Annotated in this window: 13 protein-coding genes and 1 riboswitch; of the genes, 6 read left to right on the top strand and 7 right to left on the bottom strand. The window is 44.2% G+C overall.

All coding sequences use genetic code 11. The features are described from left to right. Positions 1–35: 35 nt before the first annotated feature. From E2B99_RS09920 to rpoD, 3 genes are all read right to left on the bottom strand, one after another. Positions 36–680 carry a hypothetical protein gene (locus E2B99_RS09920; RefSeq protein ID WP_134244816.1) on the bottom strand — a complete coding sequence of 215 codons (645 nt, stop codon included), beginning with the start codon at positions 678–680 and terminating at the stop codon, positions 36–38. A 70-nt stretch (positions 681–750) separates the two neighbouring features. Beyond that, positions 751–1,038, bottom strand: a complete 288-nt coding sequence (locus E2B99_RS09915) for a YbeD family protein (RefSeq protein ID WP_134244815.1) — start codon at positions 1,036–1,038, stop codon at positions 751–753. 197 nt (positions 1,039–1,235) lie between these two features. Beyond that, the gene (rpoD, locus tag E2B99_RS09910; RefSeq protein ID WP_134244814.1) at positions 1,236–3,110 is read right to left on the bottom strand and encodes an RNA polymerase sigma factor RpoD; all 1,875 of its coding nucleotides are present in this window, start codon (positions 3,108–3,110) and stop codon (positions 1,236–1,238) included. 378 nt (positions 3,111–3,488) lie between these two features. Between rpoD and E2B99_RS09905 the strand changes: the two genes are divergently transcribed. Both E2B99_RS09905 and E2B99_RS09900 read left to right on the top strand, forming a co-directional pair. Continuing rightward, a complete protein-coding gene (locus tag E2B99_RS09905; RefSeq protein WP_134244813.1) occupies positions 3,489–3,701 on the top strand; it encodes a PA3496 family putative envelope integrity protein in 213 nt (70 codons plus the stop codon). 535 nt (positions 3,702–4,236) lie between these two features. After that, a complete protein-coding gene (locus E2B99_RS09900; RefSeq protein ID WP_134244812.1) occupies positions 4,237–4,767 on the top strand; it encodes a YecA family protein in 531 nt (176 codons plus the stop codon). Between the two features lie 183 nt (positions 4,768–4,950). Here E2B99_RS09900 and E2B99_RS09895 read toward each other — a convergent pair whose 3' ends face one another. The 3 genes from E2B99_RS09895 to E2B99_RS09885 form a co-directional block, all read right to left on the bottom strand. Continuing rightward, positions 4,951–5,607 (bottom strand): DedA family protein, encoded by a 657-nt coding sequence (locus E2B99_RS09895; protein WP_240687798.1) that lies wholly within the window; start codon positions 5,605–5,607, stop codon positions 4,951–4,953. A 91-nt stretch (positions 5,608–5,698) separates the two neighbouring features. Then, positions 5,699–6,277: a hypothetical protein gene (locus tag E2B99_RS14895; protein WP_430981474.1), complete on the bottom strand. Its 579-nt coding sequence runs from the start codon at positions 6,275–6,277 to the stop codon at positions 5,699–5,701. A 903-nt stretch (positions 6,278–7,180) separates the two neighbouring features. Continuing rightward, on the bottom strand, positions 7,181–8,152 hold the full coding sequence (locus E2B99_RS09885) for a rhodanese-related sulfurtransferase (protein ID WP_134244810.1): 972 nt from the start codon (positions 8,150–8,152) through the stop codon (positions 7,181–7,183). A gap of 286 nt (positions 8,153–8,438) precedes the next feature. Here E2B99_RS09885 and E2B99_RS09880 point away from each other — a divergent pair, with 286 nt between their 5' ends. Beyond that, complete coding sequence (locus E2B99_RS09880) at positions 8,439–8,903, top strand: DUF1289 domain-containing protein (protein WP_240687797.1); 465 nt, start codon at positions 8,439–8,441, stop codon at positions 8,901–8,903. A gap of 216 nt (positions 8,904–9,119) precedes the next feature. On the opposite strand, the gene ribB is transcribed toward E2B99_RS09880, so the two are convergent. Further along, the gene (ribB, locus tag E2B99_RS09875) at positions 9,120–9,767 is read right to left on the bottom strand and encodes a 3,4-dihydroxy-2-butanone-4-phosphate synthase (protein ID WP_240687799.1); all 648 of its coding nucleotides are present in this window, start codon (positions 9,765–9,767) and stop codon (positions 9,120–9,122) included. Between the two features lie 212 nt (positions 9,768–9,979). Continuing rightward, positions 9,980–10,148, bottom strand: a riboswitch (FMN riboswitch). 154 nt (positions 10,149–10,302) lie between these two features. Between ribB and E2B99_RS09870 the strand changes: the two genes are divergently transcribed. The 3 genes from E2B99_RS09870 (at position 10,303) to E2B99_RS09860 (ending at position 12,479) form a co-directional block, all read left to right on the top strand. After that, complete coding sequence (locus E2B99_RS09870) at positions 10,303–10,791, top strand: PadR family transcriptional regulator (RefSeq protein WP_134244807.1); 489 nt, start codon at positions 10,303–10,305, stop codon at positions 10,789–10,791. A 52-nt stretch (positions 10,792–10,843) separates the two neighbouring features. Then, entirely contained in the window at positions 10,844–11,710 is an 867-nt protein-coding gene (locus E2B99_RS09865) for a siderophore-interacting protein (protein WP_134244806.1), read from the top strand. Between the two features lie 238 nt (positions 11,711–11,948). Then, positions 11,949–12,479 carry a YaeQ family protein gene (locus E2B99_RS09860; protein ID WP_134244805.1) on the top strand — a complete coding sequence of 177 codons (531 nt, stop codon included), beginning with the start codon at positions 11,949–11,951 and terminating at the stop codon, positions 12,477–12,479. Positions 12,480–12,654 lie beyond the last annotated feature (175 nt).

The raw sequence follows: 12,654 nt of genomic DNA, 5'->3' as shown, positions 1-12,654 counted from the left end.
TTATAATCAGCGAAGAATTCAAAAGAGTTTGGATTTTAAAACGCCAAATCAAATAGCAGAGAACTTTTATCGGTTAGCTGCCTAGCATATCCCAAGTGAAAGTCTCCTGCTAATTCAGCACATATCATTAATGCCGATGGCTCTTGTTGATTTAAAAGTTTAGTAAGCATTAATATAATTGTTTTTTGATTATTTACATTTGCAAACATTATACGGTAATGCTGATCATTAGCCTGTTTTTCAATTTTATAGATCCAATCTTTAGGAATTAAAAAAGAAATTCCTTGTTCATTAATTATTTTCCAGTCTTTTGTTATATTACAAGAATCAGCTATTGATGAAATTTGCTTATAGCTATTTGCTTTTTCAAATGTGGATGGTGTAAGTAAAAGATTGTCCTGTACTTTTTTCCATTTTAAAGATATTTCCGTTTCTCTCCCATACTTTCCTGTCACAAGACTAAGCGAAGAATCACTTAAAAAATAACGACCACATTGAATACCTTTAGCTGAAAAATAACCATTTTCTGAAAAACTTAATATTTCATTTTGAGGTTGTTTTTCACCATATTCTTCAATCATTTGCCATTGTCCAATAATTGAATTTAAAGATTCAGCAGCTTTAAGAGACATTGATGATAGAAAACAGGCTATTAATATAAAACTATTTATATTTTTCAAATTGAAATCCTTTTCTTTGATATATAGTTAATCGCTAAATTTAATTTAGCGATTAAATTTTAAGCATTTATCATAATGCTGTTTTAATATGCTCACAAGCCTTTAAATCTGCATACAGTGCATGCACCTGTTCCATATTTTCAAAGCGCAACTGGGCACGAATAGAATGATAATTGCCTTTGCTGGATGGCTGCACCACAATATTATTTGAATCGAAATCCGGAAAATGCTTGAGCAAAATGGCCTGTACCTCATCGCGCAATTCAGGCACAGCGTTGCCAATTAAGCGGATTGGATAATCCATCGGAAATTGCCACAGCTCTTCATTTAAGGGCTGAATGTTTTGGTTGTCGCTCATTGTTTACTCTCTAATTTTAAACATTAAACAGTATATTGGGATGATTCCATTAAACTAAAGGGCAGCCGGCTGGCTTCATGTTAAGTGTTCAAAAAACAGTTTAATACGATCATGTTACCAGCATCATTTTAAAACTTTATCCAATAAAAATGTCTGCATTAAGCAGACATTTTTAAGGTTACTCAAATACTGAAAAATTAATCATTTTCCAGGAATGAACGCAGATGCTCAGAACGGGAAGGGTGACGCAGCTTGCGCAGGGCCTTGGCTTCAATCTGGCGAATCCGCTCACGGGTTACGTCAAACTGCTTGCCCACTTCTTCCAAAGTATGGTCGGTTGGCATATCAATACCAAAACGCATTTTCAATACTTTAGCTTCACGTTCCGTCAGGTTGGCCAGCACTTCACGGGTTGCTTCACGCAGGCCTTCGGATGTTGCTGCTTCCACAGGCGAAGTGATGTTGGTGTCTTCAATAAAATCACCCAAGTGTGAATCTTCATCATCACCAATCGGGGTTTCCATGGAAATTGGTTCTTTGGCAATTTTTAGTACCTTGCGAACCTTCACTTCATCCATTTCCAGACGTTCGCCCAATTCTTCAGGCGTTGGCTCACGGCCCATTTCCTGCAATAACTGACGTGACACGCGATTGATTTTGTTAATGGTTTCAATCATGTGTACCGGAATGCGGATGGTGCGCGCCTGATCTGCAATAGAGCGAGTAATCGCCTGACGAATCCACCAGGTCGCATAGGTCGAGAACTTGTAACCACGACGGTATTCAAACTTGTCTACCGCTTTCATCAGACCAATGTTGCCTTCCTGAATCAGATCAAGGAATTGCAGGCCACGGTTGGTATATTTCTTGGCAATCGAAATGACCAGACGCAGGTTGGCTTCTACCATTTCCTTTTTGGCGCGGCGAGCCTTGGCTTCACCAATGGCCATACGCTTGGAAATATCCTTGATTTCAGCCACACGTAACGACAGTTGAGTTTCAATATCGGCAATTTTTTGCTGGAAAGCCAGTACATCAGCACGTACTGCATTCAAATAAGAAGCAATTGCCGGTTCCTGCTCAATTTGCTCATCCAGCCAGTCAGTACGCGATTCACTACCCGGGAACGTCTTGCGGAAACGGTCACGATTCATGCGGCCACGGCGCACGCTATAGCGCATGATTTCACGTTCACTCAGGCGAATCTGCTCATGCGTGTCGCGGATCATGGCAGTCAGTTGATCAGACAGGCGTGGGGTGAGCTTGAACATCATGAACACGGTGGCCATTTCAGTCAGGGCAGTTTCAGCCTGCTCGGAATGACGGCCATGCGCTTCAATTGCTGCTTTTACGGCATCAAGGCGTTCCTGCAATTCAGTGAAGCGGACACGGGCAATTTCAGGATCTGGACCAGACTCTACTTCATCTTCAGAGCTATCACCGTCTTCTTCCTCTTCGTCATCATCGGCCACTTCTGCTTTAGCAACGGCAGGCGCTTCTTCATCGGTCAGCAGCTCTTCGTCAATGACTTCAGGAATTTCTTCGTCACTATCCGGGTCAAGGTAACCGGATAAAATATCGGCTAGGCGGCGTTCGCCAGTAATGGTTTCCTGATATTCCTGTAATACCACATCCACAGCACCCGGCCAGTGGGCAATGGCATGTAATACATCCCGGATTCCATCTTCAATGCGTTTTGCAATGCTGATTTCGCCTTCACGGGTGAGCAGTTCTACTGTACCCATTTCACGCATATACATGCGCACCGGATCAGTAGTACGACCCGGTTCATTTTCTACAGAGGCAAGAACGGCAGCTGCTTCTTCGGCAGCTACTTCATCATCACTGGCATCCGGATTATCTTCCAGCAGGATTTCATCAACTTCAGGAGCGCGGTCGTGAACAGGAATGCCAACATCGTTAAGCATCTGAATGATGTCTTCAATCTGCTCACTTTCTGTTATGGAGTCCGGTAGATGATCGTTGACTTCGGCATAGGTCAGGTAGCCCTGTTCCTTGCCTCGGCTAATTAAAGCCGCTACTTGCGAGGTAGGAGATTGCAAATCGCTCATCGTTCGTCACTCTTAATGTTTATCAGTGGCTTAGGGCAATCGCGCATGGTAGCATATTTTTTGCTACAATTTTAGCCCTAACTCACAAAGCGGATTAAATTTGAGACAGCGCAGTAATCAGACTCAGTTGCTGTCAATAATAGCCAATATGAGGGATATTTTTTATATTTCAAGTTGGTAGTCTGGCCCACCCGGCAATAAGGCCTGTTAGTTTGCCTGTTAAATGCCCGGGTTAAAGCTATTGCCATATTATTTTAAATCTGATGAAAAACAACATTCAGCCAGCTGAAGCTGAGACAGCATAAAAAAATTTCTTGACTTTATTTTTGATCAGATATAAATAGCCGCCAGAACAAAATTTTTTTTGGGGGAAGTGCTATGTCTGGTTCAGGTCAGGATTTTGAGTTGGATGATAGCTTTAGTGAAGAAGAAGCACCGTTTGAGGATGAAACTGCCAGCAAGGCTGCCAGTGCCAAGGATTCCCTGCTAAAACGTCGCCTGATTGATGATTTGCTGGCCGAGCGTCGTTTGCAGCGTGAGCTTAAAGACCTTGAGTATGATTTTGACGACATTGATGACGAAGACTTTTAGTCTGGTTAAGGTAATACGGGCTTAAACCAGCTGTTAAGTTTGATCAGGTCAAAAAATTAAGAGTCGCTGTGTGCGGCTTTTAATTTAAGTATTAGTACGCTGGGTTTTATAGCTTTGGCTTTGCTGATTTTAGCAGTCAGGGTTTTAACTACTATTAAGTTTAGCAGCTATTGTTTTAATCATTCTGGCTGATCGGTGATACTTCAAGTTATCAAAACGTTAGAGCAGGCCTTAACTGATTATAGAGCATCCATGTTGCACAAATAATAAACCTCACTTAATGATGAAATTAAGAGTCGGGCTAAAGCCTGCGTGAGCTATAAAACAATCTTTAATTGATTAAAAAATCTTACAACAACAGCACAATAAATCGCCTGTGTTATGAACATTCAATACTTTAATTTTTATTTAAAAATAATGACTTATACGGTGCATTAGATGAAGGAAGTAAATCGTCATTCACTGTTTTTAAGCTTTAAGTTCTGCGTGGTTGTGTGTCACAATACACGCAATTATAAATCACTGGTTAAATGATATGGCAACGCTTGATTTGGATTTGCTGGCTGATTATCTGGATGGCGAACACAATGAGCACGGTCTGGATTTTGCAGCAACGCACGGTTTTTTATGTGCCTGTGTGGTGGGCCCGGAACTCAAGAACTGGTTAAGCCAGTTGTTTGAAAACAATGAAGCCAAGGTGCGCAAGGATATTATTGAGCAAATCCGCTTATGGCGTGAAGATATTCAGCAAACCCTGATTAATGAAGAAACTATTGAGTTTCCATTTGAAATTGAGGAAGCCACAGAAGAATCCAGCCTCGGTGACTGGAGCGTGGGTTTTGTGGATGCACTGTTTTTAAATGATGAAGCCTGGTTTCAGGTAGATGATGCTGATGAAGAAGCCATCATTATGCTAACCCTGCCGATGATGGTCTTTAGTGGCATTGAAGGCGAAACAGAAATGGACAACATTCGCCGTAATGGTGACCTGATGGATGAGCTGGCCGAAGAAATTCCTGAAAACCTAACCAAGCTGTATCTGCTTTATCATTCACCCGATGAGTAAATAACAGTGAACAAAGGGTTAAGGTTTTAATGCTTAACCGGTAAATTGGATATTAAAAAATCAGGCTGCCACATCATCATTTTAAAAAGCTCTTTACTAAATAAAGCTCTTTAATGAATGATGATACGCAAGCGCCTGATTTTTTTATTATTTTAAATTAATACTTACTCAATCAACTGCTCATTAAGCCGATGCATTTTTAGATTTATCAGAGTGACCTGTAGCCTTATGATTTTTATGTTTATAGTAGCGACGAATCGCAAAGCCGCCAGCAATCACTAAAACCACAACAACGACATTGCCAATACCGGATAGCCAGTGCGAAAATTTTTCGATATTATTGCCCAGATAATAACCGGCTAATCCTAAAAGAGTGGTCCAGATAATGGTGCCCAGGCTGGTATACAGCAGAAACAGGCTAAAGGGCATGCGTGACATACCCGCTGGAATACTAATAATGGAGCGTACAGCCGGGATCATACGACCAAAAAACACGATTTTGCGGCCATGTTGATTAAACCATGCATTGGCTTTTTTCAGGTCCTCCGGTTTTAAAAACAGCCATTTTCCATGATGTTCCAGCCAAGTAGTTAGTCGGTCTTCATGCAGCAATCGGCCAATCCAGTACAGCATAATGGCTGCCAGAATGCTGCCACAGCTTCCAGCAATGATCACGCCAATGATACTTAGTTCACCTTGGGCGGCAGTAAAGCCTGCTGCAGGCATAATCAGCTCAGACGGAATGGGCGGAAACACATTGTCCAGAAACATGAGCAGGGCAATACCAAAATAGCCGAGCTGCTGCATTACCTCATTAATCCATTGTGCAATTGATGACATATTTCATATCCCTAAATTGCCGTAACTACTGTTGTTGCAGTGAATAATAGCTATAAAAAAAGCACCCGAAGGTGCTTTTTATGTGGTGCACTTAGTGAGTAACACGGTTCCATGCATCACGGGTAGCATCTTTGGCTTGTTCCCACTTCAGGCGGGATTCACCTTTAAATTGATCCCAACTGCGGCCCAGATCACTTTCGGCATCTTCAAAACGGGCATCGTTGCCATAACGCGCGCGGTTTTCATAACCCAGACGATAGGCAGGGCTGTAATCACGGTCATAGTCCAGATCTGAATAACTTGCTGCATTGCTGGAATAATAAGGGGTTGTGGTGTAATTGCTACGCCAGTAAGCGTCTTCTTCAGTGGGGTTGATCGCTTCACCCGCAGCATGACCTGCTACGCCACCAGCCACTGCACCAATCGCGCCGCCCACTACTGTTCCAATTGGGCCAGCAGCAGAACCAATGGCTGCACCAGCTGCCGCGCCACCAACACCGCCAACACCAGTACCTACAGGATGAGAACCTGGTTCACCTGTAATTGGGTCACGGTTTAAATCGTCATCGTGGCTTGTATGCGTATGAGTAGTGTCGTAGGTACCAGTCGTACGGTTGGTAGCACGATCCCAAGCATCACGGGTAGCGTGTTTGGCTTGATCCCATTTCAGGCGTGATTCACCTTTAACTTCATCCCATTTGCGGCTTAGATCATTTTCTGCATCTTCAAAGCGGTGAGTCTGGTTGTAGTGAGCACGGTTTTCATAACCGACACGGTAAGCAGTGCTGTAATCACGGTCATAATTTAAATCTGGGTGTTGACTAGCTTCAGACTTGTAATAAGAGGTATTGGTGTAATTTTCGCGCCAGTAGGCTTCTTCTTCAGTTGGGTTCATCGCTTCGCCAGCTGCATGACCTGCGGCTGCACCGGCAATAGCGCCAATTACACCACCAACCATCGCGCCGACTGGGCCGGCAACTGCACCAATAGCTGCACCAGCGGCTGCGCCACCGCCAGCACCAAGGCCTGTACCTACAGGATGAGAACCTGGTTCTCCAGTAATCGGATCAGCATTTAAATCATCGCGCGCCTCATCCGACATATTCTTAATTTGGTCGCGGTCCATATTGTCTAAATTATCACGTGAACTACTCATTGCTTTACTCCAATTGACTTGCAAAATTTTTAATCTGAACAGTTACTGGAATAGCTAGTACTGCATTTCTTTCCATAAACAGGGTGTTACCCTATGTCAAACAGGGTGTTACCCTATGTCGTTACTGTAGTTTGTCGCAAATGTAGTTGCTAAGCGTTTCTTGTTGGAAGGTTGACGTAGAAAAAAGCGTGAAGCGTAATGAAGCGTGACAGTTGTAGATAATGCGTAAACAATCTTTTAAGTCGGCTTAAAGATTGCTACTGGAAAATGATAAGAATATTTGTGATGTAGAAGTAAAAGACTAAAATATCAGTGAAGAACGTAAAAAAACGGGCCTACACATAAATACAGGCCCGTTTTTATTTTATGGATGCTAGTAATTAAGCCAAGTTAACTTAAGCGTTTAGCAAATACCAACTAGAGTCTTTTGCGCTTGGCTTTGGTGAGCTGTGACTGGCGCATACGAAAGCCTGCCTTTTGTTGCTCAGTGGTTTTATCAATGCAATATACGCAGCTTACACCCAACTCATAGCTGGGCAATTCAACTTCTTCAGGGGATAACGGCCAGCCACAGGCATGGCATTTCACGCTTTCACCTTCCTGTACGCCATGTGTTACGCCAGTGCGATTGTCAAATACAAAACATTCGCCTTCCCATAGGCTTTGTTCAGCCGGGATTTGTTCCAGATAGTTTAAAATGCCGCCTTTGAGGTGATAAACCTCTTTAAATCCTTGCTGCAATAGCAGACTGGTGGATTTTTCACAGCGAATACCGCCTGTGCAGAACATGGCAATTTTTTTGTCTTTGGCATCGCTCAGGTTTTTTTCTACATAGTCGGGGAATTCACGGAAACTTTCGGTTTGTGGATCAATTGCATTTTTAAAGGTACCGGCTTTATATTCGTAGTCATTGCGGGTATCAATTAAAATTACATCATCCTGCTGGATAAAGTCGTGCCACTCTTCAGGGTTGAGATAATGACCTACTTGTGAGCGTGGCTGTACCTCTACGCCAAGGGTCACAATTTCTTTTTTCAGTTTGACTTTAGTCTTGCGAAACGGCTTTTCGGAACTGAAAGATTCCTTGTATTCCATATTGGTAAAGCCATAATCCAGCAAGTATTGATGCATCTGGTCAATGGCCGCTCGCGCCCCGGCGACTGTACCATTAATCCCTTCGCCAGCCACGATCAGGGTGCCGCAAATGTTAAGGGAATTGAGTAAATCAAGCAGTTGCTGCTGTAGCCCGGCTGGATTGGCAACCGGATGAAACTGATAGAGCGCCGCCACAACCCAGTGTTGATCTGCCGTGCCGGAATTGACAGGGTTTTGATCGTTCGTGGTTGTAGAAGACGCAGGTGCAAGCTGCTGGTCTAATGTTGCGGACATGAAACGCTCCAAAAAATCTGCATAACTGCAGGGACAGGAAAATCAAACGTGCATATTCTACTGGTTTGAACCACAAAGCGCGATAAAATCCATAAAAAAATTATGGTTTAATTGGAATCATGGTAAAAACCACAAAATAACGAGAACTTTCATTGGCTAAACACAAGAATAAAAAACGCTTATTGTCTATATATAGATTTTCATATTTAATAAACTACTAGATATTGTGCTTTTACTAACCAGCGTTGGTTGTAAAAAATAGGCTATAAAAAAACTGGAGGTTCACTTGACTGCTGCCTTAACACCTTGTGCCGGAAAGTGTTCAACCGTGTTTGGTGATAGTGTTTGCCGTGGCTGCCGTCGCTTTAGCCATGAAGTGATTCACTGGAATCGCTATTCGCTGGAAGAGCAAAAGCTGATCTGGCAACGGTTGGATAGCCAGCTTGACCAGATTCTACTGCCTTTGGTGCAAATCCGGGATGAACAGGCACTCGATGAATTCCTGCGCTCGCAGCAGGTGCGCTTGCTGGAAAATGCTTCGCAAGGTCGCAAGATTTATCATGCCTTGCGGATTTGCCAGCGTAATCCCGCTTGCCATGAACGAGCAGGATTAAGTGTTGCATCAGAACATGTGCAAAAAACCTGGCAATTGTTTGAGCAGCGCATTTATTCACTGGCCGTGGCCAGTTTTGAGTTGGCCTGGTTACGGGCAGCGCAATTTGGCGAAACGGCTGCGGAAACCAGTTTATAAAATCATTCTGCAACTAAATAAAAAGAAATAAAAAAGGAAGGCCAAAACCTTCCTTTTATTGAGGCACAACTTTAAATCGAAGTGCTTAAATCCTAAGATTCAAATAATTAAAACTTAATAGACTTCTTTCATAAGTTGTACCAACTCGCCTTCGACAGGCTCAGGCAGCGTTGGTTGAGCTTGTCGAAACCAGACTTATGCAAGAGATCGAATAATTTAAAGTCCGGTTTGCTGCCGGTATTGCACCAGTTCATCAATCGTTAAAATTACCAGATCATGCTGTAGTGCATAATCCAGAATTTGCTGGCCGCGTGCCATGCTGCCGTCCGGGTTCATCAGTTCGCATAAAACACCAGCCGGTTTCAGGCCAGCCAGCCGGGCCAGATCCACACTGCCTTCGGTATGGCCCTTGCGGCTCAGCACGCCCCCGGATTGCGCGCGTAATGGAAACACATGGCCGGGACGCGCCAGATCATCTGCTACGGCATTCTCATTAATGGCAGCCAGAATGGTTGTTACCCGGTCTGCAGCAGAAACCCCGGTACTAACGCCGTGTTTTGCTTCAATGGAAACCGTAAAGGCCGTGCTAAAGCGGCTCTGGTTGTCCTGCACCATGGGCGCAAGCTGCATATGATCGGCCAGCGTATCTGGAATGCACAGGCAAACAATGCCACTGCCATCACGGATCATGCGCGCCATGCTGTCTTGTGAAATCTTTTCGGCAGCCACAATCAGGTCAACTTCGTTTTCACGGTCAAAGTCATCCATGAGTAGGACAGGTCGGCCTGAATGCATATCGGCCAGTGCGCGGGCAATCCGTTCCGATGCGGGTGCAAGCTGGTCAAAAAACTGCTGTGGCTGCATCACTTGTTCAGCAGGCAGTAATTGTGAATAAGAAGAAGATGGGAGCGAGGATGACTCGGACTGCTGTTGCAAGGGTTGAGAAATATAACTGGACATTGAAATGCTCTTGAAAAATGGACAATGAACATTTCAGGACTGCTTGAATAAAAGCGTACACAATGCCTTACCTCAACAGGCTATAAATAACCTGAGCTGTACGCCATTGATAAATTGCACATCTTCTTTCATCCGGACTATACCGTCGGCCTTGGAATCTCACCAAATCTGCCTGCACCCAGAGGTTTCGGCTCGCGGGCTTGTGAATGCAACGTGATATCTTACAGATAATTTGCCGATCCACTTACCGCCGGTGGGGAATTACACCCCGCCCTGAAGAGTAGCCTGTATTGTAAACCTGTTTTAATCAATCTATCCATATTGACGAAGTAGCTTAACAATAAATTAAAAAGATGATGAAAAAATAGCAAAAAGCAACTTGAATAATATTAAATTTAGCTATATCTTTTTTATATCTGAATTGAAGTATGGGAAGGTAATGATGTCTGAATCTACTTTGCCCGCGGGTAACAAGCAACGTGGTTTCGGTCATGGCGGGTTACGGCTGGTCCTTTTAAGCCTGATCAATGAGCAGTCACGGCATGGCTATGACCTGATCAAAGCCGTGGAAGAATTGACGTCCGGTCATTATCGGCCCAGTGCAGGCATGGTTTATCCATTATTGAACCAGTTGGTGGAACAGGGGTTAATCAGCGCTGAAGCAACGGCTGGTGAAGAAAGCAAAAAGCAGGTGTATGCCATTCAGCCTGCTGGTCAAAAAGTGCTCGCTGATGAAGCTGCCCGGGTAGAGCATATTTTTGCCCGGGTGCGCCAACGTGCCAAGCAGCCCATACAGGTCACCCGTGCCATTGAAAACTTTAAGCTGGCAGTGCGGCTTAAGCTGGGTAATGAGGTGCTGACCACGGCACAGGCCAACCAGCTTACTGAAATTCTAGATAATGCAGTGCGACAAATTGAGCAGTTGTAAGCAGTTAAAGATTACTTATTGATTGAAATTTTAAAAATAGCAGAGGTTAGTTATGCAACAAAATGAACAAAACTCACCACTTGAGCAGAACCCGCAACCTGATCAAGACAGGGAACCTAAAAAAGCTTATCGCGTGCGCCACCCGCTTAAACTGCGTAAGGCAAGCGTGCAGCAGATTGAGGAACTGGGGCCGAATATGCGACGTATTGTGTTAACAGGGCCGGACTTTGCCGATTTTACGAGCGCCAGTTTTGATGACCATGTGAAAGTATTTTTTCCCGATGCCCAAAGTAGACAACTGGTGCTACCGCAACTGGAAGGACAGGGCATTGCAGTAAGTGATGGGCCAAAACCAATCATGCGGGACTATACCCCCCGCTATTTTGATAACCAGAAAAATAGCCTGACCATTGATTTTGCCTTGCATGAAGCAGGCCCGGCTTCGGACTGGGCTAGGCAAGCCAAAGTGGGTGACGAGCTGGGTATTGGCGGGCCACGCGGTTCGATGATTATTCCCATGGATTTTGATGGCTACGTATTGATTGGTGATGAAACCGCATTGCCTGCCATTGGTCGCCGTCTGGAAGAATTACCGCGCGACAGTCAGGTGCTGGTTATTGCGGAAGTGGACTGCCAGCAGGATCAACTGAACTGGGAGTGCCCGGCAGATACCGAAATCATGTGGGTGCAACGTATGGGGCAGCCCATGGGACAAGCAGACCTGTTTTTGCAGGCCTTTAAACATGCGCCTTTTCCGGAAAAAGAGTTTCATACCTGGATTGCCGCAGAAACCAACGTGGCGCGCCAGCTACGCAAAACCCTGATTGAAGATTACGATGTAAATAAAAAATACATTAAGGCTGCCGGCTACTGGCAACTGGGCCAAAGTGACTCACATCAGGTGCTGGAAGACGAATAATTTTTGGTTCTTACATTAAGCAAGCTGAATAAAAGCAAAAGCTATTTTCGCCAGCAAACCAATTGATGAAAAGCCTGCCTGATCTTAAAAAACGGCAGGTTTTTTATTGCCTAGAGAAAATTGGGGTTAGGCCTAATTAAAGTCACTAGATAGAAGAATTATTTTCTAGGACATCCTGCTTATTGCAGGCTAATCCGCTATGCTTGCCAGCAATTTTGGCAACACATGAATTTTTTCTATGGCCCTTAAAGCAACCATTTATAAAGCTGATTTGCAAATTGCCGATATGGATCGCCACTACTATGCCGATCATCAGCTTACACTGGCGCAGCATCCGTCTGAAACCATTGAGCGGCTGATGGTGCGCATTCTGGCATTTGCCCGTTTTGCCGATGAGCAGCTTACCTTTACCAAAGATTTGTTTGAAACAGATGAACCTGCCTTGTGGCAAAAAGACCTGACTGGCCAGCTGGAAAGGTGGATTGAAGTGGGCTTGCCGGATGAAAACAAGGTTAAAAAAGCCAGCGCACGCTGTGATGAGGTGGCTGTGATTGCTTATGGTACGCAAGTGGAGGAATGGTGGAAGCGCAATAGCAAACTGGCCAATATGAGCAATGTCAGTGTATGGCAATTACCGCTTGCCACCACGCAGGCGATTCAGGACTTGTGCGAGCGTACCATGCAGTTGCAGCTGAATATCATGGATGGGGAATGGACTTTATCCAGCGATAAAGGCAGCGTTACCGTTGAATGGATTGCGTTAAAATAACGGATCAACCTGCATAAACAATTGATGTAATCAAACCATGCATAACACGGCTTTGTTGCACAAACCTATATGTAAAGGCTTATCTAGCAATATAATTCTCAAATGAATAAGCCCGCACCTAAAACCTATCGCACAACCAATTGGTCTTCTTACAACCGAGCTTTGGTGAATCGAG

This window comes from Alkanindiges illinoisensis (assembly GCF_004377485.1).
GTDB lineage: Bacteria > Pseudomonadota > Gammaproteobacteria > Pseudomonadales > Moraxellaceae > Alkanindiges > Alkanindiges illinoisensis_A.
Note: the sequence above shows the minus strand (reverse complement) of the source record. Positions and strands in the feature narration are given on the sequence as shown.

Coding starts and splice junctions, on each gene's coding strand:
- E2B99_RS09865 (WP_134244806.1), top strand. CDS start 10,844: ATGCAACAAAATGAACAAAACTCACCACTTGAGCAGAACCCGCAACCT.
- E2B99_RS09885 (WP_134244810.1), bottom strand. CDS start 8,152: ATGTCCGCAACATTAGACCAGCAGCTTGCACCTGCGTCTTCTACAACC.
- E2B99_RS09895 (WP_240687798.1), bottom strand. CDS start 5,607: ATGTCATCAATTGCACAATGGATTAATGAGGTAATGCAGCAGCTCGGC.
- rpoD (WP_134244814.1), bottom strand. CDS start 3,110: ATGAGCGATTTGCAATCTCCTACCTCGCAAGTAGCGGCTTTAATTAGC.
- E2B99_RS09860 (WP_134244805.1), top strand. CDS start 11,949: ATGGCCCTTAAAGCAACCATTTATAAAGCTGATTTGCAAATTGCCGAT.
- E2B99_RS09900 (WP_134244812.1), top strand. CDS start 4,237: ATGGCAACGCTTGATTTGGATTTGCTGGCTGATTATCTGGATGGCGAA.
- ribB (WP_240687799.1), bottom strand. CDS start 9,767: ATGCAGCCACAGCAGTTTTTTGACCAGCTTGCACCCGCATCGGAACGG.
- E2B99_RS09915 (WP_134244815.1), bottom strand. CDS start 1,038: ATGAGCGACAACCAAAACATTCAGCCCTTAAATGAAGAGCTGTGGCAA.
- E2B99_RS09870 (WP_134244807.1), top strand. CDS start 10,303: ATGATGTCTGAATCTACTTTGCCCGCGGGTAACAAGCAACGTGGTTTC.
- E2B99_RS09905 (WP_134244813.1), top strand. CDS start 3,489: ATGTCTGGTTCAGGTCAGGATTTTGAGTTGGATGATAGCTTTAGTGAA.